Raw genomic sequence first — 24,756 nt, forward strand, 5'->3', positions numbered from 1 at the left:
ATCGTTTGGCAGGTAGGCTACTCAGTCAACCTTCTTCAATACCAAGGTCAGAATGTCATAGCTGGCCACCAGCTCACCCAGCTGGTTGGTAACCTCAACGTCCCACGCCACCACGCCTTGCGGCTGCCCCAACGGGCTAGCCTTGCCCTGGTCGATCTTGCGCTTGCAGGTCAGGCGCGCCTGGATCGTATCGCCAATGCCTACAGGGTTGATGAAGCGCAGGGTATCCAGGCCGTAGTTGGCCAGTACCGGGCCGGCGCCAGGGGATACAAACAGGCCTGCCGCTGCCGACAGCACGAAGTAGCCATGGGCGATACGCTTGCCAAACTGCGATTCCTTGGCGGCGATCTCGTCGAAGTGCATGTAGAAGTGGTCACCCGACAAGCAGCCGAAGTTGACCAGGTCTGCCTCAGTTACCGTACGGCGGTGGGTTAACAGTGACTCGCCGATACGCAAGTCCTGGAAGTAGCGACGGAACGGGTGCACTTCGCTCTCGATCACTTCTGCGCCGCGCACGTACTCGCCCGTTACTGCCGTGAGCATGCTCGGTGAGCCTTGTACGGCCGCACGCTGCAGGTAGTGCTTGACTGCGCGCAGGCCGCCCAGCTCTTCACCGCCACCCGCGCGGCCGGGGCCGCCGTGCTTGAGTTGCGGCAGCGGCGAGCCATGCCCGGTGGACTCCAGCGCGGCTTCGCGGTCCAGCACCAGCAGGCGGCCGTGCCAGGCAGCCGCCACCGGGATGGCTTTGGCGGCAACGGCGCGGTCGGCAGTGACCAGGGTCGCCACCAGGCTGCCCTTGCCGCGGGCAGCCAGGGTCAGGGCTTCGTCAAGGTCATCGTAGGCCATCAGCGTGCTGACCGGGCCGAACGCTTCGATATCGTGCGCACCACCTTCAGCATGCGGGTCGCGGGCCTGGAGCAGGGTCGGCGCAAAGAACGCGCCCTCGGCAACACCCTCACCACGCGGCGCAAAACCGTCACTGGCGCCGAACAGCTGGTCGCAGCTCTGCAGCAGGCTGCGTACACGCTCGCCGACGTCGCGCTGCTGGTCATGCGAGGCCAGGGCGCCCATGCGCACGCCTTCCACTGAAGGGTCGCCCACCACCACCTTGCTCAGGCGTTCGCGCAGGCGGGTAGCGACGGCATCGATATGCTTGACCGGGACGATGGCGCGGCGGATGGCGGTGCATTTCTGCCCGGCCTTGGTGGTCATCTCGCGGGCCACCTCCTTGATGTACAGGTCAAACTCTTCGCTGTCCGGGGTCACGTCCGGGCCGAGAATCGCGCAGTTCAGCGAATCCGCTTCGGCGGTGAACGGTACCGAGTTGCGGATCAGGTTCGGCGTCACGCGCAGTTTGGCGGCGGTATCGGCGGAGCCGGTAAAGGTCACTACATCCTGGCCCTGCAAGCGGTCGAGCAAGTCGCCGGTGCTGCCGATCACCAACTGCAAGCTGCCGTCGGGCAACAGGCCCGACGCGTTCATCAGGCGCACCACGGCTTCAGTCAGGTAGCTGGTCGAGGTGGCGGGTTTGACGATGCACGGCATGCCAGCCAGGAAGGTCGGGGCGAACTTCTCGAGCATGCCCCAGATCGGGAAGTTGAACGCGTTGATGTGCACGGCGACCCCGGCACGTGGCACCAGGATATGGCTGCCGGCAAAGTGGCCTTGCTTGCCCAGCGGTATTGCAGGGCCTTCGTGCACCAGGTTGCCGGAGGGCAGTTCGCGGCTGCCGATGCCGGCATAGGCGAACAGTGTGGCGTTACCGCCTTCGATGTCGATCCAGCTGTCGGCGCGGGTGGCGCCACTGTGGTGGGACAAGGCGTACAGCTGCTCTTTGCGCTCGGCCAGGTACAAGGCCAGGGCCTTGAGGCGTGCGGCGCGCTGTTGGAAGTCCATGGCCATGAGGGCGGCCAGGCCACGGGCGCGGGCAAAGTCCACGGCTTCGGCGAAATCCGGGCGCTCTTCATGGCTGTAGGCCAGAACGTGACCGTTCAAGGCGCTGCGCAGGGCCTGGGCGCCGTGCTGGCCGATCCAGCGACCGGCAATGAAGCTTTGCAGGGTTGGGGCGTCAGACATGCTGTTCTCCATGCTGTTCTAATGGGGGAAGGGCGCTGTTACCACAGCGCCAAGGTGTAGCCGATGATCAGGCGGTTCTCGTCCACGGCATTGGTCAGGCCATTGCCGGAACGGAAGGTGACGTTGCGCCAGCGCAGGCTGACGTCTTTGAACGGGCCGCTCTGGATGACGTAGGTGAGGTCGGTGTCGCGTTCGCGCTCACGGCCGTTGCTGACCGTGGCGGTCTCGGCGTGGCGGCCGTCGGTGTAGCGGGTCATGAAACTCAGGCCCGGGATGCCCATGGCGACGAAGTCGTAGTCGTAGCGCACCTGCCAGGAATCGAGCCCGGCGCGGGTGAAGGTGTTGTAGGTCACCAGGTTGACGGTGAACGGGTCGCCGCCGTTGACGAAGGGGAAGGCGCTGTCGCCGGACATCTGTTGCCAGGTGGCGGTGAACTTGTGCGCCCTGACGCCGAGGGTGAACATGGCGTTGAAGTTACGGTTGTCGATGTTGCCGGCACGCTCGGCGCCGTCGTTACGGCTGTCGAAATAGCGCAGGTCGCTGCGCAGGCTCAGGCCTTCGCCCAGTGGACGGGTATCGACCAGGCCGACGAACTGCTGGCGGTAGATGTCTTCGAGCTTGGCGTAGTAATAGCTGACGCTGGTCTGTGGGGTGATGGCATAGCTGCCGCCGCCGAAATCCAGGTGGTCGCTGCTGGCTGCGCCGTAGCCCATGTCATCGCGGCCGGACGAATCGCGCAGGTTGGCCTTGGTGAGGCGCCCGGCGTTGACGGTGAGGCCATTGAGCTCCTGGCTGGTCAGCAGGCCGCCCTGGAACGTGGAAGACAACAGACGGGTGTCGTTGTACACCACCACCGGCAGGATCGGCTGCAGGGTGCCCAGGCGCAGGGTGCTCTTGGAAACCCGTGCTTTACCGGTCAAGCCCAGCTCGCTGTAGTCATCGACAGGCTCGTGGCTGTTCGGGCCAAAGGGCAGCAAGCCGGTGTTGCGGCGGTCGCGGCTGGAGTCAAGCTTGAGACCCAGCTGGCCCATGGCGTCCACGCCGAAGCCCACCCGGCCTTCGGTAAAACCGGACTCCACGCGGGCGGTAAAGCCTTGGCCCCATTCCTCGGCCTTGGCCTGCGGAGCATTGCTCTGGCGGAAATCGCGGTTGATGTAGTGGTTGCGCAGTTCCAGGCGTGCATGGCTGTCGCTGACGAAGTCGGCCATGGCCGGCAAGGGCAGGGCGAGCGTGGCAAGCCAAGCGGCAGAAGAGAAGCGAGTGCGGTTCATTGTTGTTGTACCCGACATGGTTGTTCTCGAAATCAGTGCTTGCTGGCGCCGGCAGCGCCGATACCGGTCATGGAGCGAATGAACTGCGCCAGGTAGCGACCACGCTCCTCGCTGGCACGCGCGGAGGTGTCGGTGACCGAGAACACCCAGGCGCCGAAAAACGCCAGGCTCATCGAGAACAGCGCCGGGTTGCTGTAAGGGAACAGCGCCTGTTCGTTGTGCAGCACGTTGACCCACACTGCCGGGCCGAGTACCACCAGCGCCACGGCCGAGAGCAAACCGGCCATGCTGCCGCACACTGCACCACGGGTGGTCAGGCCCTTCCAGAACATCGAGAGCAGCAGCACCGGGAAGTTGACCGATGCAGCCACGGCCAGTACCAGGCCGGAGAGGAAGGCGATGTTCTGCGACTCGAACACCAGCCCCAGCACCACTGCCAGCAAGCCGATCACCAGGGTGGCGATACGCGAGACACGCATTTCTTCCTGTTCAGTGGCCTGGCCTTTGCGTACCACGCAGGCATAGAGGTCGTGGGAAACCGCCGAAGCGCCGGACAACGCAAGGCCTGCCACTACCGCAAGAATGGTGGCGAAGGCCACGGCAGAGATGAAACCCAGGAACAGGTTGCCACCCACCGCCTGGGCCAGGTGCACCGCGACCATGTTGCCGCCGCCGATGATCGCGCCTGCCGCATCGCGGTAGGACGGCTCGGTGCCGACCATGACGATGGCGCCAAAGCCGATGACAATCAGCAGCAAGTAGAAGTAGCCGATGAAACCCGTGGCGTAGAACACACTCTTGCGCGCTTCCTTGGCATCGCTGACGGTGAAGAAACGCATCAGGATATGCGGCAGGCCCGCAGTGCCGAACATCATGCCCAGGCCCAGGGAAATCGCATCGATCGGGTTCGACAGCAAGCCACCCGGCGCCATGATCGCCTGGCCCTTGGCATGCACGGCCACGGCGCTGGCAAACATCGCTTCGGTGCTGAAGCCAAAGTGCTTGAGCACCATGAACGCCATGAAGCTGGTGCCGGACAGCAACATCACGGCCTTGATGATCTGCACCCAGGTGGTTGCCAGCATGCCGCCGAAGGTCACGTAGGCGACCATCAACACCCCGACCAGCATCACCGCGTACAGGTAACTGATGCCAAACAACAGTTCGATCAGCTTGCCGGCCCCGACCATCTGGGCCACCAGGTACATCAGCGCGACGACCAAGGTGCCGAATGCCGAGGTCAGGCGCACTGGGGTTTGCGCCAGGCGGTAGGACACGACGTCGGCAAACGTGTACTTGCCCAAATTGCGCAGGCGTTCGGCGATCAGGAACAGGATGATTGGCCAGCCGGCCAGTACGCCCAGGGCGTAGAGCAAGCCGTCGTAGCCGTTCATGAACATCATGGCCGAGATGCCCAGGAAGGACGCTGCGCTGATCATGTCGCCGGCGATCGCCAAGCCGTTCTGCATGCCGGTCAGGCCGCCGCCAGCGGTGTAGAAGTCACTCGCCGAGCGGGTCCGCAATGCGGCCCAGCGGGTCACCAGCAGGGTGAAGCAGACGAACACCATGAACATCGAAATGGCAGTCCAGTTCATTGCGCGCACTCCTGCTTGACCTTGTCGTTCAGCGGGTCGAGCACGTTGTTGGCGCGGTGCACGTAGATGCCGGTGAGGGCGAACGACAGCAGCACCATGAGCACGCCCACCAGCATGCCGACGGTAGTCACGCCACCGCTGAGCGATTGGCCGAGGGTGCTGGGGGAGAACGCCACCAACAGGACGAAGCCGTAATAGATCACCAGCATGGCCAGGGTCAGGGTGCCGTTGAGGCGACGTTTGCGCCGGACCAGGTGCTGGAAGTCGGGATGGTTGGCGATGCTTTCTATGCGTTCGGGGGTCATGGCAAGCGATCTCTTGGTGTTGTAGTTGTTTTTGAGGTCACACAGGTGTTGCGGTGGTGCTTAGGGCCTCAACGCGGGCCAGGTATCAGAGCTGGTCGAAGTCGAGCACCACTTTGTCGCTCACCGGGTAGGTCTGGCACGACAGCACATACCCCGCCGCCACTTCGTAGTCTTCCAGCGCATGGTTGCTGTCCATCTCGACCTCGCCTTCGATCACCCGGCACTTGCAGGTCGAGCACACGCCGGCCTTGCACGAGTACGGCAGTTCGGCGCCGATGGCGTTGCCGGCGTCCAGCACGTTCTGGCTGTTGCGCGGCAGGTCGAAGCTCAGCGCCCGGCCATCGCTGATCACGGTGATATGGCTGAGCGCCGAATCCACCTGGCGCGCAGCTTCACGGGCTTCGCGGCGCGCTTCGCTGCCCGCGGCGGCGAACAGTTCGAAGTGGATGCGGTCCTTGGCCATGCCGTTGGCCTGCAGGCTGTCACGCACGGTTTCAGTCATGGCCTGGGGGCCGCAAATGAACGCAGCGTCCAGCGTGGCGACGTCCAGCCAGCGGGAGAACAGCTGGCCGCATTTGTCGGCATCGATCCGGCCGTTGTACAGGTCGACGTCCTGCTGCTCGCGGCTGAACACGAAAATCAGGTTCAGGCGGTCCAGGTAACGGTTTTTCAGGTCTTCGAGCTTGTCGCGGAACAGCGCACCGGAGCTTGAGCGGTTGCCGTAGAGCAGGGTGAAACGGCTGTGCGGTTCAGTGGCCAGGGTGGTGGCGATGATCGACAGGATCGGCGTAATGCCGCTGCCGGCGGCAACGCCCAGGTAGTGGCCTTCGCGGGCGGGGTCGAGCGGCACGAAGAAGCTGCCCGACGGCGGCATCACCTCCAGTTGCTGGCCAGCCTTGAGCACTTCATTGGCAAAGGCCGAAAAACGCCCGCCTGGCACGCGCTTGACAGCCACACGCAGCTCGCCGTCCTGCACGGCGCTGCAGATCGAATAGGAACGACGCACTTCTTCGTCATCCAGCTGGGTACGCATGACCAGGTACTGGCCCTGGGTGAAGCGGAATTGCGTCTGCAGGTGCTCGGGTACGTCAAAGACGATGGACACGGCGTCGCGGGTCTCGTTGCGTACTTGCTTGATGGTCAGGCTGTGAAACTGGCTCATGGTGTTCTCCACGGCTCAAATGCATTTGAAATAGTCGAATGGCTCCAGGCAATCGCGGCAGCGGTACAGCGCCTTGCAAGCCGTGGAGCCGAACTGGCTGAGCAGTTCGGTATGCGCGCTGCCACACTGCGGGCAGCACACTTGGGGCGCCTCACCGAGCAGGCTGCGCTTGCTGGTGCTGCCTTCGGGCGGCGCTATGCCATAGGTGCGCAAGCGTTGGCGGCCCAGGTCGCTGATCCAGTCGGTGCTCCAGGCCGGGGTCAAGCGCCGCTCCAGTGCGGGGGCAGCAAAACCGGCCTGTTGCAGCGCGTCACGGATATCGGCCTCGATCACCTCGGTCGCCGGGCAACCGGAATAGGTTGGCGTGACGACCAGGTGCAAGTGGCCGGCGCGCCAGTCCAGGTCGCGGACAATGCCCAGGTCAACCACGCTCACCACCGGCACTTCCGGGTCCATGACCTGCTCCAGCACCGCCCAGGCTCGGGCCAGGTCGTCGCCTCGGGCGGCACGGGCGCCGAGGTCGCTGGCGATCAGCTCACCAGGTCGCATCGGGGTAGGCCCGTGGCAGGAACTGCATTTCGGCCAGCAACAGCCCCAGGTGCTCGGTGTGCAGGCCTTTGCGACCGTCCAGGTAGAAATAGCTGGCGGCTTTGGGCAGCGGCAGCTCGACCGAGTCGAAAATCGCGCTTACCTGCTTGAGCCAGGCCGCGCCGACGGCGGCCGGGTCAGCAGCGATGCCGGCTTCGGCCAGCTGAACTTCGCTGTCGCTACCCGCGGTCAGTTCAACGGTGAAGCGCCACAGCGCTGGGATGGCGTCTAGCATGCGCCGACGGCTTTCGTCGGTGCCACCGCCCAGGCGTTGCACCCACTCACCGGAGCGACGCAGGTGGTAGGTGACCTCCTTGAGTGCCTTGGCAGCAATGCCGGCGATACGCTCATCGCGGGACGCAGCCAGGCCCTGCAGCACCGCGAAGTGCCAGGCGTCGTATAAAAACTGCTTGGTCATGGTCACGGCGAAGTCGCCATTGGGTTGTTCGACCAGCAGCAGGTTGCGGTAGGCGCGTTCGTCACGGCGGTAGGCAAGGGCATCGGCGTCACGGCCGTCGTCGAGCAATTCGGCGGCGTAGTCCAGCCAATTGCGGGCTTGGCCGACCAGGTCGAGGCCGACGTTCATCAAGGCCAGTTCTTCCTCGATGGCCGGTGCGTGGCCGCACCATTCACAGAGCCGCTGGCCCTGCACCAGGGCACTGTCGCCCAGGAGCAGCAAATAGGGGATAAGCGCTTCTTTATGCATGGCCAACCTCACATGTGTCCGACTTCGTCGGGCAGCTCGTAAAAGCTGGCATGGCGGTAGACCTTGTCGTCCGAGGGGGCGAACAGCGGGTCTTTCTCGTCAGGGGAGGAGGCGGTGATCAGCGCCGATGGCACCACCCACAGGCTCACGCCTTCGCTGCGGCGGGTGTACAGCTCACGGGCATTCTCGATGGCCATGGCGGCGTCGGCGGCATGCACGCTGCCGACATGCTTGTGGTTCAGGCCGTGCTTGCTGCGCACGAACACTTCGTAGAGGGTCCAGACAGACATTTTCGATCTCCGCATCAATCGCCGCTCACGCGGCGTTCTTGTTCTGTTGCTTGCGCGCATAGGCCACGGCGGCCTCGCGTACCCAGGCGCCGTCCTCGATGGCTTTGCGCCGGGTGGCGACACGTTCCAGGTTGCAGGGGCCGTTGCCCTTGATGACTTCGTAGAACTCGTCCCACTGGATGTCGCCGAAATCGTAGTGGCCGCGGGCTTCGTTCCACTTCAGGTGCGGGTCGGGCGCGGTGCAGCCGAGCAGCTCGAGCTGTGGCACGGTCTGGTCGATGAAGCGCTGGCGCAGCTCATCATTGGTCTGGCGCTTGATCTTCCACGCCATCGACTGGGCGCTGTTGGGGGAGTGCTCGTCACTGGGGCCAAACATCATCAACGATGGCCACCAAAGGCGGTTGATGGCGTCCTGAACCATGTCCTTCTGAGCCTGGGTACCGTGGCGCATCATGGTCAGCAGCAGCTCGTAGCCCTGGCGCTGGTGGAAGCTCTCTTCCTTGCAGATGCGGATCATGGCGCGGGAGTAGGGGCCGTAGGAGGTGCGCTGCAGCACCACCTGGTTGACGATCGCAGCGCCATCGACCAGCCAGCCTACGGCGCCCATGTCGGCCCAGCTCAGGGTCGGGTAGTTGAAGATGCTCGAGTACTTGGCCTTGCCGCTGTGCAGCTTGGCGATCTCTTCGTCGCGGTCGGCGCCGAGGGTTTCCATGGCGCTGTACAGGTACAGGCCGTGGCCGGCTTCGTCCTGAATCTTGGCCATCAGTTGCAGCTTGCGTTTCAGGCTTGGGGCGCGGGTGACCCAGTTGCCTTCAGGCAGCATGCCGACGATTTCCGAGTGGGCGTGCTGGGAGATCTGCCGGATCAGCGTTTGGCGGTAGGCCTCGGGCATCCAGTTTTTGGCTTCGATCTTGATCTCGGCATCGATCTTTTTCTGGAAGTCGCGCTCTTCGGGCGACATTTCGTCCAGGGACTTGACGCGTTTGACGCCGGTTTCGACTAGCTGTGCGTACATGTTCCGACTCCTGCTAAGGCATGAGTCATTTGTAAGCGATACAAAACATAACGTCAAACAGTTTTATGTGTATCGAATAAGATTTATGTATCGCTTTGCGGACCTTTCGCAGCACAAGGCTGCTCCTACAAGGGCGCGCACCACCTGTAGGAGCAGCCTTGCACTGCGAAAGGGCAGGCAAAAAAAAGCCCCGGACTGAGCCGGGGCCGTAAAAAGGCAGCTGATAAGTCAGCTGGCCAACCGTTTGTCGAACACGTGGCACGCCTTGCCTTCAGAACGCTTGAGCGTGCCGCAGGGCTGCAGTCGCACCTGGGTGCTGATGCCGATGTAGGTCTTGATCTGCTTGGTCAGTTCACCGATCAGCAGCTTGCGCTGGCCCTCGTCCATCGCCTGGCATTCGCCACGCAGCTCCACGTGCACCTCGACACTGTCCAGGTTGCCATTGCGATACAGATGAATCTCGTACATCTCTGAAAGCTGTTTTATTTTGAGTACCTGCTCCTCAATCTGGGTCGGGAACACATTGACCCCACGAATGATCAGCATGTCGTCACTGCGCCCGGTGATCTTGCCGATCCGCCGCATCGGCCGCGCGGTGCCTGGCAGCAGGCGGGTCAGGTCACGGGTTCGGTAGCGCACCATCGGCAGCGCCTCCTTGCTTAGCGAGGTAAATACCAGCTCGCCCAATTGCCCGTCCGGCAGTACCTCGCCGGTAACCGGGTCGATGATTTCGGGGTAGAAGTGGTCTTCCCAGATGGTCGGGCCATCTTTGGTTTCGATGCACTCCATTGCCACACCGGGCCCCATGATTTCCGACAGGCCATAGATGTCGAGGGCCTGGATACCCAGGCGCTGCTCGATGGAGCGCCGCAGTTCGTCGGTCCAGGGCTCGGCACCGAAGATGCCCAGGCGCAGCTTGAGGTCGTGCGGGTCGATGCCCTGGCGCTCGATCTCGTCGGCCAGGTTGAGCATGTAAGAGGGCGTGACCATGATGATGTCGGGCTGGAAGTCGCGGATCAGTTGCACCTGCTTCTCGGTCTGGCCACCGGACATTGGGATGACCGTGCACCCCAGCCGTTCGGCACCGTAATGCGCGCCGAGCCCGCCGGTAAACAGGCCATAACCGTACGAAACGTGCACTTTGTCGCCTTTGCGCCCGCCGCCGGCGCGGATCGAGCGGGCGACCACATTGGCCCAGGTGTCGATGTCGTTCTGGGTATAACCGACCACGGTCGGCTTGCCCGTTGTGCCGCTGGAGGCATGCAGGCGCACGACCTCTTCCTGGGGCACGGCAAACATGCCGTACGGGTAGTTGTCGCGCAGGTCGTTCTTGCCGGTGAAGGGGAACTTGGCCAGGTCGTCGAGCGACTTGAGGTCATCGGGGTGCGCGCCGCATTCGTCGAAGCGCTTGCGATACAGCGGCACGTTGTCGTAGGCGTGTTTCAGGCTCCAGCGCAGGCGCTCCAATTGGTGCTGGCGCAGGGCGTCGACGCTGGCGGTTTCCATAGGGTCAAGCAGGGCACGATCGGCATCATGGTACATGTTCATGGCTTCACTCGAATTGTTCTTGTACGCCGACCGGCGCGGGTTCGCAGCCGGGCGGTGAGTGTCATGGGCGCAGCATAACCGGCTGCGTTGTGTTCGGTAACAAGCCGTTGGTCAGAGGCGCTCGATGACCATGGCGATGCCTTGGCCAACGCCGATGCACATGGTGCACAGGGCGTAGCGTCCGGCAGTTTCTTCCAGTTCGTGCAGTGCGGTGGTGACCAGGCGCGCGCCACTCATGCCCAACGGATGCCCCAGGGCAATGGCGCCGCCGTTCGGGTTGACCCGCTTGTCGTCGTCGGCCAGGCCCAGCTCGCGCAATACCGCCAGGCCTTGGGCAGCGAAGGCCTCGTTTAGCTCGATGACATCCATGTCGGCCAGCGACAGCCCGGTGAGTTCGAGCACCTTGCGGGTAGCCGGCACCGGGCCGATGCCCATGATGCGCGGCTCGACCCCGGCCACAGCCATGCCGACAATGCGCCCGCGGGCTTTAAGGCCATGGCGCCGGGCCGCTGCGCTGCTCGCCAGCAGCAGTGCACAGGCACCGTCGTTGACACCAGAGGCGTTGCCAGCGGTGACACTGCCACCCTCGCGGAACGGCGTGCCGAGCTTGGCCAACTGCTCCAGCGTGGTGTCGCCACGCGGGTGTTCGTCGTGCTCGACGCGCTTGGCCGGCCCTTTGCGCTGGGGGATTTCGACCGGCACGATCTCCTGGGCCAGGCGGCCTCGGGCCTGGGCGGCGGCAGCCTTGTGCTGGCTGCGCAGGGCGAAGGCGTCCTGGTCTTCACGGGAGATACCGAAACGGGCAGCGACGTTCTCAGCCGTCTCAGGCATCGAGTCGGTGCCATGTTCGGCCTTCATCAACGGGTTGACGAAGCGCCAGCCGATGGTGGTATCGAACAGTTCGGCGGCGCGGCCAAAGGCTTGCTCCGATTTGCCCATGACGAACGGCGCGCGCGACATCGACTCCACGCCGCCGGCCAGCATCAGCCCGGCTTCACCGCAGCGCAGGGCACGGGCCGCGTTGCCAATGGCGTCCATGCCAGAGCCGCACAAGCGATTGAGGGTGGTGCCCGGCACCTCGATCGGCAGGCCCGCCAGCAGGCTGGCCATGCGGGCAACGTTGCGGTTGTCCTCACCGGCTTGGTTGGCGCAACCGAGGATTACGTCGTCCACTGCTGCCCAATCCAACTCCGGGTGGCGGGCGATCAGGGCCTTGAGCGGGATGGCGGCCAGGTCGTCGGGGCGCACGCCGCTCAAGGCGCCGGCGTAGCGGCCGATCGGCGTGCGCACGGCGTCGATGATCAGCGCATCGGCCAGGGTGTGTTCAGTCATCTTGTGTCTCCTGCGCGAGCACCGTGCCGCGTACTTTGTAGGATTTGCCATGGAACATCGCCACCAGCTCACCGCGCTGGTTCTCGATGCGAACGTCATACAGGCCGGTACGGCCTTTGCGGCTGACTTCGCTGGCCGTGGCGGTCAGCACGTCGTCGCGCAGTGCCGGCGCCAGGTAGTCGATGCTGCAACCCAGGGCCACGGTGGCCTGGTCGTAACTGTTGCAGGCGAAGGCGAAGGCCGAATCCGCCAGGGCGAACAGGAAGCCACCGTGGCAGGTGCCGTGGCCCTGGATCATGTCGGCGCGCACCGGCATGCGCAGGCGCGCCTGGCCAGGGCCGGCTTCGAGCAGGCTGATGCCCAGCCCTTGGGTGGCGTGATCGCGGGAAAACATGGCATCGGCACAGGCTTGTGCCAGCTCGATTTCAGTCATGCAGATTGCCTCCTTGGGCTTCGCAGCGGCGCAATAGCAGGGAAGGGCGATAGCGGCTTTCGCCGTAGCTGCGCTGCAGGTTGTCGAGTACACGCAAGGTCTGGCTTATGCCTATGCGCGAGGCCCAGGCCAGCGGGCCGCAGGGGTAGTTCACGCCGGCGCGCATGGCCAGGTCGATATCGGCTGCCGAGCCAACACCTTGCAACACGGCATCGGCGGCTTCGTTGGCCAGCATCGCCACCGTACGCAGCACGACCAGGCCAGGCAGGTCGGCGACTGCGGTCACTTTCAGGCCGGCGCGGGTTAACAAGCCAACGGCCTGGTCGCGGGCCTCACGGGTGGTGTCGGCAGACCAACTGATCGCAATGCGGGAAGCCGTGCTGTAGTCCAGGGCCAGATCGACCAGTACCAGGTTGCGCAGGCCTTCTTCGCGGGCACGCTGCGTGGCCAGGCGGCCGTCGGAAAGCGCCAACGTGGCATCGCCGACCTGGATCACGCCACTGCCGGCGCGCTCGGTCACGGCGATGCCGCTGTCGCGCAAACGCTCGACCAAGGGCTGCATGGCGCCCAGATGCCCCTCGATAACGCAGGACTCAACCTGCGCCGTGCTTTGCAGCGCTGTAGGTTGCGGGCGCTCGGCGCCTTCGGCGTAGCTATAGAAACCTTGGCCAGTTTTGCGGCCAAGGCGCCCGGCATCCACCAACTCCTTTTGCACGAGCGAAGGCTGGAAGCGGAAATCGCCATAAAACGCCTCGAACACCGAACAGGTGACGGCATAGTTGACGTCATGGCCGATCAGGTCGGTGAGCTCGAAGGCCCCCATGCGAAAGCCGCCGGCGTCACGCAATAGCGCATCCAGGCTGGCGCAATCGGCTGCACCTTCCTGCAACAGGCGCAGGCTCTCGGCGTAGAACGGCCGGGCTACACGGTTGACAATAAAGCCCGGCGTTGAGCGGGCATGCACCGGCTGTTTGCCCCAGGCTTTGGCGGTGTCGTAAAGGCTGGCGGCCACGGCAGGGTCGGTAGCCAACCCCGAAACGACCTCGACCAGGGCCATCAACGGTGCCGGGTTGAAGAAATGCATTCCCACCACTTGCTGTGGGCGCTTCAAGCCAGCGGCCAGGCTGGTGATCGAGAGTGACGAGGTGTTGCTGGCCAGGATGCAGTCGTCTGCGCACAGCGCTTCAAGCTCGTGCAACAAGGCCTGCTTCACTGACAGGTTTTCAACGATGGCTTCGATCACCAGGCGGGCATCGGCCAGGGTGTCGAGGGTGTCGGCTGGGCACAGGCGGGCGACGATCGCTTCCCGCTCGCCCGCAGGCAACTTGCCTTTTTCTACCAAGCGGGCGAGCTGACGATCGATACCCGCCACTGCCTGAGCGGCGGCGCCGGGGCGGTTGTCGTAGAGTTTGACCGGGTGGCCGGCTTGCGCGGCCACTTGGGCGATACCTGCGCCCATGGCGCCTGCACCGATCACGGCCACTTGGGTGTTGCGGTCGAGTGCGCTCATGCTCAACGCCCCTTGAACGCAGGCGTGCGCTTGTTCATGAAAGCGCTTACGCCTTCGCGGTAGTCCTCGCTGCGGCCAGCCAGGCGCTGCAGGTCGCGCTCCAGTTCCAGTTGCTGGTCGAACCCGTTATCGAAACTGGCATTCAGGCTGCGCTTGATCAGGGCCAGGCCGTAAGTGGGCTGCGTGGCGAGGTGGCGGGCGAGGGTGAGGGCCTCGTCGCGCAACGCGGCATCGTCGACCACGCGATGGATCAACCCCCATTGCTGGGCCTGTTCGGCCGTAAGGCGTTCGCCCAGCATCGCCAACGCCTTGGCCCGCGCCATGCCGACTAGCCGTGGTAGCAGCCAGGTGCCGCCAGAATCCGGCACCAGGCCGATCTTGCAGAAGGCCTGGATGAAGCTGGCCGAACGGGCGGCCAGTACCAGGTCACAGGCCAGCGGAATATTGGCCCCGGCGCCCGCAGCCACGCCGTTGACGGCGCAGATGACCGGCAGCGGCAAATCGCGCAGGGTGCGCACCAGTGGGTTGTAGAACTTATCGATGGACTCACCCAGGTCCGGCATGTCGGCCCCTGGCGCGACATTGCGATCAGACAGGTCCTGGCCTGCACAGAAGCCGCGGCCTTCGCCAGTCAACAGCAACACCCGTGCATCTTTGCTCTGGCGTACTTGCTTCAAGGCTTCGCGCACTTCCAGGTGCATGGGCGTGTTGAAACTGTTCAGCTGCTCCGGGCGGTTCAGCGACAGGAGGGCAACGCCGTCCTCGATGGAAAACAGGATGTGTTCGAACGTCATGGCAGACTCGCTTGGTCAGTCGAATGGGGAGGTGCTCAGCAGCCTTTGAACCGGGCCTGGCGTTTTTCCTGGAAGGCGCGAATACCCTCATTGCGGTCGGCGGTGCCGGCGAGCAGGGTGAACGCGTGGCGCTCGAAGCGCAGGCCACTGGCAAGGTCGGTATCGCCGGCCTTGAGCAAGGCTTCCTTGGCCAGGCGCACTGCCAGCGGCGCCTTGGCCGCGATAATGCGGGCCACTTGCACGGCCCGCTCCACGGCCAGTTCCGGCTGGGTGATTTCGCTGATCAGGCCGGCTTGCAAGGCGTGCTGGGCGCTGATGGCTTCACCGGTCAACACCATGTGCATGGCCAGCGGCTTGCCAACCGCGCGCAGCAGGCGCTGGGTGCCGCCAGCGCCGGGGATGATGCCGAGGTTGATCTCCGGCTGGCCGAAACGGGCGTCGCTGCCCGCAATGACGATGTCGGCGCACATCATCAGCTCGCAACCGCCGCCCAGGGCGTAGCCGTTAACGGCGGCGATCAGCGGCTTGGAGAACGCGGCTATCCGTTGCCAACACGCAACGCGAGGGTCATTGAGGATGCCGACCAGGTCGCGCTCGGCCATCTCGCCAATGTCGGCGCCGGCGGCGAACGCCTTGCGGCTGCCGGTAATCACCACGGCATGGGTCTGATCATCACGCTCGGCGGCATCCAGCTCGCTGGCCAGCTCGGCCAGCAACGCTGTGCACAGAGCATTCAGCGCTTCTGGCCGTTGCAGGGTGATGAGCCGGACGCCGTGCTCCGGCGCTTGCGCATCGAGATAACGAGGCATATCGGGTTCCTCTGGCTGCTCGCACGGCACATCGATTGGCCGGCATTTCTTGGAATTGTTTGCAGGGACGTGGGCTGCACCACGTTCAGGTGCGGACAGTATATGCCTTATGCGATACACCAAAGCAACATCAAAAAGTGTTTCACGTATCTCTTTGTGATGATTTCTGCGCGAAAGATGAGCTATTCAAAAAAGTGATTTAACGATTCATCCTCAGATAAATAGGGCTTTTACTGCAAAAACAGCATGCAAATAAGGCTGGCAACAAAGCGATACAGGCATTCGCACAATTGACGCGCAACATTTTTGTGATACAAGGATTCGTCACATTTCAAATCATTTCAGGAGCTTTGCCATGCCTTGCTACCGGCTAGAAGGCCTGACCCCCGTGGTTCACCCAACTGCCTATGTGCACCCGAGCGCAGTGCTGATTGGCGATGTCATCGTTGGCCCTCATTGCTACGTCGGCCCGCTGGCCTCACTCAGGGGCGACTTCGGCCGCATCGTGCTGGAGGAGGGCGCCAACCTGCAGGACACCTGCGTGATGCATGGCTTTCCGGGGGGCGATACGGTCATAGAACGCAATGGGCATGTCGGCCACGGCGCGGTGCTGCACGGGTGCCGCGTGGGCGAAGATGCCCTGGTAGGCATGAATGCCGTGGTAATGGATGGTGCCCATGTAGCCCCGCGCTGCATCGTTGCTGCCACGGCCTTTGTCAAGGCGGGGTTCGAATGCGCCGAACAAAGCCTGGTGGTGGGTAGCCCGGCACAGGTCAAGCGCCCGCTGACCGACCAGGAGCTGGCCTGGAAGCAGCGCGGCACGGCGGAGTATCAGCACCTGACGCAGCGCTGCATGACCGCGCTTGTCGAATGCCCACCGCTGACCGAAGCCGAGCAGGGTCGCCCGCGCATGGGTGACTCCGGCATCCGGCCCAAAGGCAAGGCGCCGGCATGAGCCTGTCCGTGTCACGCAATGGCCAGGCAACCCGCCGCGCAGGTATAGTCGGTGCTTTCCCCGCGCACAGTTCCTCCATGAGCACACTTGCCCCACTGAACAACCTGATCACTCGTTTTCAGGAACAGACGCCGATCCGCGCCAGCTCGCTGATCATCACCCTGTACGGCGACGCTATCGAACCGCATGGTGGCACGGTGTGGTTGGGCAGCCTGATCAACCTGCTGGAGCCGATCGGCATCAACGAACGGCTGATCCGCACCTCGATCTTCCGCTTGACCAAGGAAGGTTGGCTGACCGCCGAAAAAGTCGGCCGACGCAGCTATTACAGCCTGACGGGCACTGGCCGTCGGCGCTTCGAAAAAGCGTTCAAGCGTGTCTACAGCCCCAGCCAACCCGCATGGGATGGCGCCTGGACCCTGGTGCTGCTGTCACAACTGGAAGCCGGCAAGCGCAAAACCCTGCGTGAGGAGCTGGAATGGCAGGGCTTCGGGGTGATGGCGCCCAACGTGATGGGCTGCCCCCGTGCTGACCGCGCGGACTTGGCCGCAACCCTGCGCGAGCTGGAGGCCAGTGATGACAGCATCGTGTTTGAAACGCACACCCAGGAAGTGCTTGCTTCCAAGGCCATGCGCGCGCAAGTGCGCGAGAGTTGGCGTATCGACGAGCTGGGGCAGCAGTACAGTGAATTCATCCAGTTGTTCAGGCCGCTGTGGCAGGGCCTTAAAGAGCAACCGCAGTTCGATGCGCAGGATTGCTTCCTGGCACGCACGCTACTGATTCACGAGTACCGTCGGCTGCTGCTGCGCGACCCGCAACTGCCTGATGAGTTGCTGCCAGGTGATTGGGAGGGCAGGGCAGCACGGCAGCTGTGTCGCAACCTGTATCGGCTGGTGTTTGCCAAGGCTGAAGAGTGGTTGAATAGTGCGCTTGAAACGGCTGACGGCCCACTGCCTGACGTGAATGAAAGTTTTTACAAGCGCTTTGGTGGTCTTGCATAGCGATTATTAAGGTTAACCTTGGTTAACCTTATTCAAGATAATGCTTACCAAGATGAGCATTATGAGTTTCTTATAAAATCTTTAAGTGTGCTATGGTTAACCTTAACTCAGTTAACGTTAACCATGGCGAGCCTTATGACGACTTTTTTTCCAGTCGCTTGCGCCGATACCCTCAGTAAAATCGGCCTTTTGGTCAAGGCACGGCGCCTAGCACTCGGCCTGCGCCAAGCGGACATTACCGCTGCCATCGGCGTCTCCGCGCATACCCTTCGCAAGATCGAAGGCGGCTCGGCGCTCGTCGACCTGCGTTCATTCATGCTGGTGTTGTGGCGCCTGGGTATCAGCGAAACCGTTTTCGCCTCGCTGGAAGGCATAGAGCAAACCTCCCAGATCACCCGGTTCAGTGATGACGATGATGCCCACCAGAGCCTGGCATCCCGCCGCGTGCGGCTGGCCAAACCCAAGCCTGAGGAGTTCTGATGCCCCGTGCCTACATCTATATGGAGCACCCCGAGACAGGTGAAGTCATGACCCTTGGCCGGCTGACCCTCAAAGGCAAGCTCGGTGAATTTCTTTATGCACCTGACCACGTCGCGCGCGGCGGCTGGGTCCCCGACCCAATCAATTACCCGTTACGCGCCGAGGCCTACACCGGCATCGCCAAGAACCGCGGCATACCCGGCTTCATCAATGACGCCATGCCCGATGGCTGGGGCGAGCGGCTGCTGCATCGGGCGTACGGCCAAGAACTCGGCCCCCTCGACTTCCTGCTCAAGTCACCCAATAACGACCGCGTAGGCAACCTGATGGCAGGCGGCGCAACAACGCCCGCACCCGGCCTGGGCGATGGCGCAGTACCGACCTTGAAAGGCCTGGCCAAGTTCGTCGCTGCGTGCGAAGCGGTGTACGACGGCCAGCTCGACGCTGAGTCGGTGGCCACCCTCAACGTGCGCCAACAGCGTTCGGCCCTGGGTGGCGCACGGCCAAAACGTACGCTGCAGGATAACGGCATGCTGATTCTGGCCAAGCCGCGTGATCGCTTCGACCATTATGACCTGCCCTCGATCGAATACGCCTGCATGACATTCGCCGCAGGGAAGGGCTTGAACGTGGCCAAGACCGCGCTGCATGCTGAAACCCCTTCGACGTTGCTGATCGAACGCTTCGACCGCACGCCCATTGCACAAGGTGCCCGACGTATCCCGATGCTCAGCGCGCTGACCTTGCTGGATTCAGAGTGGAACGGCGCGCACCATCGGGATTGGCGCTATGCTGCTGTGGCCGATGAAATGCGCCGCCGAGGTGTGCCCGAGACCGACCTGCAGGCGCTGTTCAAGCGCATGTGCTACAACGCCCTGGTGGGCAACTCCGACGACCATCCACGCAACCATGCGGTGATCTGGGTTGACGGCGGGTGGCGCCTGTCGCCCATGTACGACGTGCTGCCCATGCTTGAAGAAGGCCCCGCACAGACCTTGGCCATGGCAGTTGGCCGGGAAGGCAGCCAGATTAGCCGCGCGAATATGCTCAGCCATCACGCGCACTTTGCCCTGACGCGGGAGCATGCAGAGCATCTGCTGGTGGAGGTGGCGGGCTGGGAGGACGAACTGAAGGCGTATTACGCGCAGGTGCTTACCGGCAGCGACCTGGACATGGCGGTTGATGCGGTGAGCTCGGTTCGCATGCTCGGTTAAGAAGAAGGCGGAGGCGGGTGACACTGCTTTCAAATGACATGCATTCCCATTTATACTTGCATCTCATTTCCTCTCTGTTATCGCTACCGTGCAGGCAGATCCTCCAAAGCCATCCTTGCTCGCCACCCTGGTCCGTCACTACGACGACCTGGTCGATCATGTGCGCCGACGCTTCGGCGAGCGGGTGTTCGCGCGTGAAGTCGTTCACGACCTGTGTGTTCAGTTGCTGGAGGATGACGAGAAAGAAGGGGTGCGCAAGCCCCTGGCGCTGTTACGCAAGATCGCCCACGACAACGCCATCTCGCATTGCCGCCGCGAGCGTCGGCGCAGCAGCTTGATTGTCGCCGTGGCAGAACTGCCCGACGTCGCCTGTAGCGCAGCGCCACAGGAGCGCCATGTCGACGCGGCGAAGACACTGGACAGGCTGATTGCGGCTATTTCCCGATTGCCGCCGCGTTGCCAGGCCGTGTTCATCATGCACAAGCTGCATGAGGTCCCCCAGGCTGAAGTCGCGCAGCGCCTGGGGATCTCGCTGAAAACCGTAGAAAAGCATTTGCGCGTCGGTATGATCGCTTGCCGTGAACATCTGCAATCCGAGGTGGCGCAGTGAGCCGTCCACGAAACAAAGACGATGCTGCAGTCGATGAGGCGCTGGCCGAGTGTCGCGAGACCTTGAAGCAGCGCTTCCCTTTACCCAGCTCGCCACCTGCCCGCAAGCCCCGCAAAGGCAGCAAGGTACTCCCGCTAGTATTGCTGGCCCTGGCCGCAGGTGTGGCCTGGAAGGATCCTGCGTACCGCAACGAACACTTTGTCACGCAGGTGGGGCAACGCCAGGCGATACAGCTGGCTGATGGCAGCAAAATCAAGCTGGATGGGGGCACTGAGGTACGCGTCAGCTGGCATTTGCGCACCCGGCAAGTGGCACTGGTGCGTGGCCAGGCCTTATTCGACATTTCGCCCATGCACTATCGGCCGTTCTTGGTCGATGCAGGCAACGCCGACATACGCGTGGTCGGCACCCGATTCAACGTCAACATGTACGCGGGTGACGTGCGGGTTACCGTTGCGCAAGGCAAGGTGGCAGTCACAGGGCGCGCGGCGGACCGTACCTCGCTGCTCATGCCTGGGCAGCAGGTGGTCGTGCAACAGGGCATCCCCGGTGAGGTTGTCAAAGGCAATGCCGAAGACGCCACCGCCTGGCAAGAAAGCCGCTGGGTTTTCGCCGGTACGCCACTGGCTGAGGTGGTTGCTGCACTGCAACGGTATTACGCCCAGCCGATCGAACTGACGGACCCTGATGTCGGCAAATTGCCGCTTTCAGGTGTTTTCAGCAGCGACAGCGTCGAAACGCTGTTGGCGTTACTGCCAGAGATTCTCCCGGTGAAGCTGAGCAGGGAAGGCGGGGCCGTACGCATTCAGCCCCAAGCGGAAAAAAATAATTCTCCAACGAGGTAGGGTTGGGGCCGTCACGAAGCGGCTAACTCTCTGCACCTCATCTCCTGGAGAATAACAAGTGAGTCAGCTCTTCCTGCGTACACCTTGGCACGTTTCGATTTTGACCAGCACCTTGATGGCCAGCCAGTGGTCGTTCGCGCAAACCATGGTGGTTGTCGACTTCAATATTCCTGCATCAACGCTGGAAAGCTCGCTGAATGCAGTGGCTCGCCAAACAGGTGCTCAAGTGCTGTTTTCCAGCGAGCTGACTGCGGGCAAGCAGGCGCCGGCGCTGCATGGGCGTTACACAGTGGCGCAGGCGCTGGGTCAGGTGCTCGAGCAGAGTGGGCTGGTCGTCCAGCCGCGTGATGAGCGGACTTTCATCGTTTTACCATCAAACGAAGCAGCGTCAGGTAATGCGCCGTCTACGACCGCCAGCACCATTGAACTGGCAGGCACGGAGATCACGTCCTCTCGGCTTTCCAGCGGTGTAGTACCGCAGGCACGCCAGGTCAATGTGATCGAACGCGAGCAACTGAAGCAATTGCGCCAGGGCTCTGATGGGCTGGCGACGCTGCTGGCCAAAAGCATCCCTGGGATGGCCGACTCCAGCCGTACCATCACCGATTACGGGCAAACGCTGCGCGGCCGTACGATGCTGGTCCTGGTCGACGGCGTGCCGCTGAACACCAACCGCGACTCTTCGCGAAACTTGGCCAATATTGACCCTGCATTGATCGAGCGCGTCGAGGTGATTCGCGGCAGTAGCGCTATCTACGGCGCCGGTGCGACGGGAGGGATCATCTCCATCACCACGCGGCCCGCTGGCGGCGAGCAAATGGCCGAGACCACGCTAACGGGCGTTTCGCCCTTGAGCCAAGTGGACAGCGATGGCCTGGGAGGGCAGTTGCAGCATCATGTTGCCGGCGCGCAGGGTGCACTGGATTACGCATTCGATTTCGGTGCACGCCATATCGGCGCCTCTTACGATGCCAAAGGGCACCGCATTGCGCCCGAGCCTAGCCAAGGTGACCTGTTCGATTCCAACAGCTACAACATTGGCGGAAAGGTTGGTTGGCGCATCGACGAGCTGCAACGTATTCAGCTGTCCCTCAGCCATTACAACGCCGAGCAAAACAGTGACTATACCGCCGACCCAGCGGTCAGCCGATTGCCACCTGGTTCCGTACCCGCACAACCGTTGTCCGGGTTGTCACTCGACGAACAGAACCAGATCAAGAACACCTTGGTGAACCTTGAATACGGTCACTCGGAAGTGCTCGGGGGAACATTCAATGCCCAGCTTTACTACCGCGACTATTTCACCCGCTTCACGCCCTTCGATGCCCGTGGCGTTGCCACACGTGGGCGCAATGTCGATCAAGTCATGCAGAACAGCGAAGTCGTTGGTAGTCGCATTACCTTGCGAACCCCGATCGGCGGGTCAGATACCGAACTGTTGTGGGGCGGCGACTTCAACCAGGAGCGCAGCGACATGCCGATCGATATCTTCGACCCGCAAGCGTTTGATGCGAGCGGCGGAACGGTATTCAATAAAATCGGCAAGTTGAGCTACATGCCTGACCTGACGTCACGCAGCGTAGGTGCGTTTGCACAGTTACAGCACCGTTTCAACGAGCAGTGGTCCATGGAAGGCGGCATCCGTTATGAATATGCCACCGCCGAATACGGGGACTTCATTCCGCTGTCTGAATCAAGCACCGCCAACCCCGCCACGGTGGAAGGCGGCAAAGTCCATTACGATGCATTGCTGTCCAATATCAGCCTGACTTACTCGCCCGTCAGCGGCCAGGCGGTTTATGCCGCCTTCAGCCAAGGCTTCCAGTTACCTGACATTGGCGTGCAGCTGCGTAACGCACGCCGTGGTTTCGATATTGGCTCGTCCAACCTGGAGCCGGTCAAGACCAATAACTACGAACTCGGGTGGCGCGGCGAGCTGGGCGAGGAGACCCTGGCGTCGCTGGCTGTTTTCTACACCACATCAAAACTGGGTGATGTTCAGAGCTTCAACAATGGCCTGATCCTGACCCGCACTCAGGAGCGCATCTATGGCGTTGAAGGCAGCGCTGACTGGTTGACCAGCGACGAGCATTGGGGGGCAGGGGGGAGCTTCACTTGGATGAAAGGGCGCGAGCAACCAGACGGTGGCGATTGGCAAGACATGACAGGCTATCGCATTCCACCTGTGAAACTGACAGCGTATCTTCAATACAAGCCAGACGAGGATTGGAACCATCGCGTGCAGGCGACTTACTTCGGTGCTGAGGATTACCGCCTCAAAGGTGTCGAAAGCTTTGGCAGACGCAGGGTAGATGGCTACACCACGGTGGATATCATCAGCCAATACCAGCTGAGTGAGCATGATCAGATCAGCGTGGGCGTCCAGAACTTGTTCAATCGTTATTACTATCCGCTGTACAGTCAACTGATGCGCAACAGTAACAACACCAGCCATTTGCCTGCGCCAGGCACCGTTTTGACGGCAAGTTATACCCACCAGTGGTGATCGGTAGGGCCTCTTTAGGCTGGTTTAAACATAACTACACTAAATGAATATTTAGCGTAGTTATGTCACGAAGTTGCGAACATCAAGCTGCCGTCGCTTGCCTGAAAGGAGCAGGCGACGGGCTTTGCAGGCCTTGCAGCCAATCACAATACAGACTTACACCTTGTTCGACCGTCAATGTTGCCGTCTTGTAGCCCACAGCCCGCAAGCGCTCCAGGTCTGCACAGGTGTAACACTGGTACTTGCCGCGCAAATGTTCAGGAAATTCACTGTATTCCAGTATGCCTTCCAGCAAGGCCATCTCCAGGGACAATGGGGGTTGGCCTTGGTATCTACGTAATCGGTTGATCACTGCCAGCGCAACATCATTGAACGACTGCGCGCGTCCGCTACCTACATTGAAAATGCCGCTCAGTTGCGGGTGATCAAGGAAGAATAAATTGACCCTGACCACATCATCCACCGAGACGAAATCACGCAAATGGCTACCGCTGGGGTAACCGCCGTAGCTGCCGAACAGGCTGACTTTTCCGCGGGCCTGGTACTGGTTGAAACAGTGCAGGGCCACCGATGCCATCGCGCCTTTATGCTGCTCATGGGGCCCGTAAACGTTGAAATAGCGCAGTCCAACGACCTGACTGCGCGAAGCTGACAACTGCCGGCGCACATGCTGATCGAACAGGAATTTGGAATAGCCGTAGACGTTCAACGGGCGCTCACAATCGCGCTGTTCACGAAAGTCCTGGCCAGCACCGTAGACTGCTGCCGATGAGGCGTACAGGACCGGAACCTGTTGGGCCTGGGCAATCTCCAGCAAGTCCCGGCTGTAGCGATAATTGTTGTCCATCATGAAACGGCCGTCGGCTTCGACGGTACTGGAACATGCGCCTTGGTGCAGCACCGCGCGTACGTTGCCAAATTGTCCGCGCCGAAACCGGTCCAGGAAGTCATCCTTGTCTAGGTAATCAGCGATGTCATAGTCAGCCAGGTTGAGGAATTTGTCGCCTGCGGTGAGGCCGTCGACGGCGATGATCTCGGTTTGGTTGCGTTGGTTGAGCGCCTGTACGAGGTTGCTACCGATGAATCCCGCGGCGCCGGTTACGATGATGGTCATGCCAGATCCCCATAAGGGTGCGGAGATCGGATTTTAGTGGAGGGAATCTGCAGGGATGTTAACCAGGGTCAAAGGATGGGATGGTTTGGTGGGTTGCCGGCGTTAGGCTGGTTTCGAATCTGGGTATCCACGGGCGTGTGGGTCTATACGAGTGTGCGCATAATGCATATTATGTTAAATGAAGTGTTGCGGAGAGGTTCTCATGTTTGTCACCAGCCCCCGAAAACCAAACTTGCCTCGATTGACCATACAACCCTCGAATCAAGCCGTTACGCTCCTTCTCATGCCTGTGCTCTGCTCGACGATCGGCACAATTGCGTAATCCAGCGTACAAGCCAATTCACAATCAAGCTTCACGGCTACTGCCTCCGCCAGCATCCTTTGGCGTCTACAATTTCTTTTGTTAATTTGGCACTCCACAGCCTAGGCCCCAGCGTCGGCTCACCTTGGGCCAAGCCCGGATCCCAGCAAGCAGCTCAATGCCGGCGGTCTTATCACGCCGCGTCCTAGAGACCTAAGTGCGTCTCCTCGCCTGCGCTTTCCTTTGCATCCTCAGTTCGCGGCGTATTTCCGTCGTTACGCCCAGTTCAGGCGCAG

23 protein-coding genes are annotated in these 24,756 nt (G+C 62.0%); 7 read left to right on the forward strand and 16 right to left on the reverse strand.

The features are described 5' to 3' along the window. Window positions 1-21 precede the first annotated feature (21 nt). From paaZ to paaF, 15 genes are all read right to left on the reverse strand, one after another. Entirely contained in the window at window positions 22-2,076 is a 2,055-nt protein-coding gene (paaZ, locus tag D886_RS0107105; protein ID WP_027593237.1) for a phenylacetic acid degradation bifunctional protein PaaZ, read from the reverse strand. A gap of 38 nt (window positions 2,077-2,114) precedes the next feature. Beyond that, window positions 2,115-3,347, reverse strand: coding sequence for an OprD family porin (locus D886_RS0107110; protein WP_027593238.1), 1,233 nt, complete (start codon window positions 3,345-3,347; stop codon window positions 2,115-2,117). Between the two features lie 32 nt (window positions 3,348-3,379). Further along, a complete protein-coding gene (locus tag D886_RS0107115) occupies window positions 3,380-4,942 on the reverse strand; it encodes a cation acetate symporter (protein ID WP_027593239.1) in 1,563 nt (520 codons plus the stop codon). Then, window positions 4,939-5,247: a DUF485 domain-containing protein gene (locus D886_RS0107120; RefSeq protein WP_027593240.1), complete on the reverse strand. Its 309-nt coding sequence runs from the start codon at window positions 5,245-5,247 to the stop codon at window positions 4,939-4,941. The genes D886_RS0107115 and D886_RS0107120 overlap by 4 nt, the downstream gene beginning before the upstream one ends. A gap of 85 nt (window positions 5,248-5,332) precedes the next feature. Next, window positions 5,333-6,409 (reverse strand): 1,2-phenylacetyl-CoA epoxidase subunit PaaE, encoded by a 1,077-nt coding sequence (gene paaE / locus D886_RS0107125; RefSeq protein WP_027593241.1) that lies wholly within the window; start codon window positions 6,407-6,409, stop codon window positions 5,333-5,335. Window positions 6,410-6,424: 15 nt separating this feature from the next. After that, window positions 6,425-6,958 (reverse strand): 1,2-phenylacetyl-CoA epoxidase subunit PaaD, encoded by a 534-nt coding sequence (paaD, locus tag D886_RS0107130; protein ID WP_027593242.1) that lies wholly within the window; start codon window positions 6,956-6,958, stop codon window positions 6,425-6,427. Then, the gene (gene paaC / locus D886_RS0107135) at window positions 6,945-7,703 is read right to left on the reverse strand and encodes a 1,2-phenylacetyl-CoA epoxidase subunit PaaC (protein ID WP_027593243.1); all 759 of its coding nucleotides are present in this window, start codon (window positions 7,701-7,703) and stop codon (window positions 6,945-6,947) included. The genes paaD and paaC overlap by 14 nt, the downstream gene beginning before the upstream one ends. Before the next feature lie 8 nt (window positions 7,704-7,711). Further along, window positions 7,712-7,993, reverse strand: coding sequence for a 1,2-phenylacetyl-CoA epoxidase subunit PaaB (paaB, locus tag D886_RS0107140; RefSeq protein WP_004374528.1), 282 nt, complete (start codon window positions 7,991-7,993; stop codon window positions 7,712-7,714). A gap of 25 nt (window positions 7,994-8,018) precedes the next feature. Next, window positions 8,019-9,008, reverse strand: coding sequence for a 1,2-phenylacetyl-CoA epoxidase subunit PaaA (gene paaA / locus D886_RS0107145; protein WP_027593244.1), 990 nt, complete (start codon window positions 9,006-9,008; stop codon window positions 8,019-8,021). Window positions 9,009-9,236: 228 nt separating this feature from the next. Further along, complete coding sequence (gene paaK / locus D886_RS0107150) at window positions 9,237-10,556, reverse strand: phenylacetate--CoA ligase PaaK (RefSeq protein ID WP_027593245.1); 1,320 nt, start codon at window positions 10,554-10,556, stop codon at window positions 9,237-9,239. Window positions 10,557-10,667: 111 nt separating this feature from the next. Next, window positions 10,668-11,888: a 3-oxoadipyl-CoA thiolase gene (pcaF, locus tag D886_RS0107155; protein ID WP_027593246.1), complete on the reverse strand. Its 1,221-nt coding sequence runs from the start codon at window positions 11,886-11,888 to the stop codon at window positions 10,668-10,670. Further along, window positions 11,881-12,321: a hydroxyphenylacetyl-CoA thioesterase PaaI gene (gene paaI, locus D886_RS0107160; protein WP_027593247.1), complete on the reverse strand. Its 441-nt coding sequence runs from the start codon at window positions 12,319-12,321 to the stop codon at window positions 11,881-11,883. The genes pcaF and paaI overlap by 8 nt, the downstream gene beginning before the upstream one ends. Continuing rightward, on the reverse strand, window positions 12,314-13,831 hold the full coding sequence (gene paaH / locus D886_RS0107165) for a 3-hydroxyacyl-CoA dehydrogenase PaaH (protein ID WP_027593248.1): 1,518 nt from the start codon (window positions 13,829-13,831) through the stop codon (window positions 12,314-12,316). Before paaH ends, paaI begins: the two co-directional genes overlap by 8 nt. Before the next feature lie 2 nt (window positions 13,832-13,833). Continuing rightward, entirely contained in the window at window positions 13,834-14,625 is a 792-nt protein-coding gene (gene paaG, locus D886_RS0107170) for a 2-(1,2-epoxy-1,2-dihydrophenyl)acetyl-CoA isomerase PaaG (protein WP_027593249.1), read from the reverse strand. A gap of 35 nt (window positions 14,626-14,660) precedes the next feature. Continuing rightward, window positions 14,661-15,434 carry a 2,3-dehydroadipyl-CoA hydratase PaaF gene (gene paaF / locus D886_RS0107175; RefSeq protein ID WP_027593250.1) on the reverse strand — a complete coding sequence of 258 codons (774 nt, stop codon included), beginning with the start codon at window positions 15,432-15,434 and terminating at the stop codon, window positions 14,661-14,663. A gap of 355 nt (window positions 15,435-15,789) precedes the next feature. Between paaF and paaY the strand changes: the two genes are divergently transcribed. The 7 genes from paaY to D886_RS0107210 all read left to right on the forward strand — a co-directional run bounded on the left by paaY (window position 15,790) and on the right by D886_RS0107210 (window position 23,045). Next, on the forward strand, window positions 15,790-16,389 hold the full coding sequence (gene paaY, locus D886_RS0107180) for a phenylacetic acid degradation protein PaaY (protein ID WP_027593251.1): 600 nt from the start codon (window positions 15,790-15,792) through the stop codon (window positions 16,387-16,389). Window positions 16,390-16,466: 77 nt separating this feature from the next. Beyond that, window positions 16,467-17,390: a phenylacetic acid degradation operon negative regulatory protein PaaX gene (gene paaX, locus D886_RS0107185; protein WP_177323886.1), complete on the forward strand. Its 924-nt coding sequence runs from the start codon at window positions 16,467-16,469 to the stop codon at window positions 17,388-17,390. 18 nt (window positions 17,391-17,408) lie between these two features. After that, the gene (locus D886_RS0107190; RefSeq protein ID WP_256214955.1) at window positions 17,409-17,870 is read left to right on the forward strand and encodes a transcriptional regulator; all 462 of its coding nucleotides are present in this window, start codon (window positions 17,409-17,411) and stop codon (window positions 17,868-17,870) included. Continuing rightward, on the forward strand, window positions 17,870-19,084 hold the full coding sequence (locus D886_RS0107195; protein WP_027593254.1) for a type II toxin-antitoxin system HipA family toxin: 1,215 nt from the start codon (window positions 17,870-17,872) through the stop codon (window positions 19,082-19,084). Before D886_RS0107190 ends, D886_RS0107195 begins: the two co-directional genes overlap by 1 nt. Before the next feature lie 88 nt (window positions 19,085-19,172). Then, entirely contained in the window at window positions 19,173-19,694 is a 522-nt protein-coding gene (locus D886_RS0107200; protein ID WP_033694012.1) for an RNA polymerase sigma factor, read from the forward strand. Then, a complete protein-coding gene (locus D886_RS0107205) occupies window positions 19,691-20,539 on the forward strand; it encodes a FecR family protein (protein WP_027593256.1) in 849 nt (282 codons plus the stop codon). Before D886_RS0107200 ends, D886_RS0107205 begins: the two co-directional genes overlap by 4 nt. A gap of 115 nt (window positions 20,540-20,654) precedes the next feature. Continuing rightward, a complete protein-coding gene (locus D886_RS0107210; protein WP_081717473.1) occupies window positions 20,655-23,045 on the forward strand; it encodes a TonB-dependent receptor in 2,391 nt (796 codons plus the stop codon). A gap of 82 nt (window positions 23,046-23,127) precedes the next feature. Here the strand turns inward: D886_RS0107210 and rfaD are convergent, their stop codons facing one another. Next, window positions 23,128-24,159, reverse strand: a complete 1,032-nt coding sequence (gene rfaD / locus D886_RS0107215) for an ADP-glyceromanno-heptose 6-epimerase (RefSeq protein WP_027593258.1) — start codon at window positions 24,157-24,159, stop codon at window positions 23,128-23,130. Window positions 24,160-24,756: the final 597 nt, after the last annotated feature.

The organism is Pseudomonas sp. LAIL14HWK12:I7 (assembly GCF_000483465.1).
Classification (GTDB): domain Bacteria; phylum Pseudomonadota; class Gammaproteobacteria; order Pseudomonadales; family Pseudomonadaceae; genus Aquipseudomonas; species Aquipseudomonas kermanshahensis.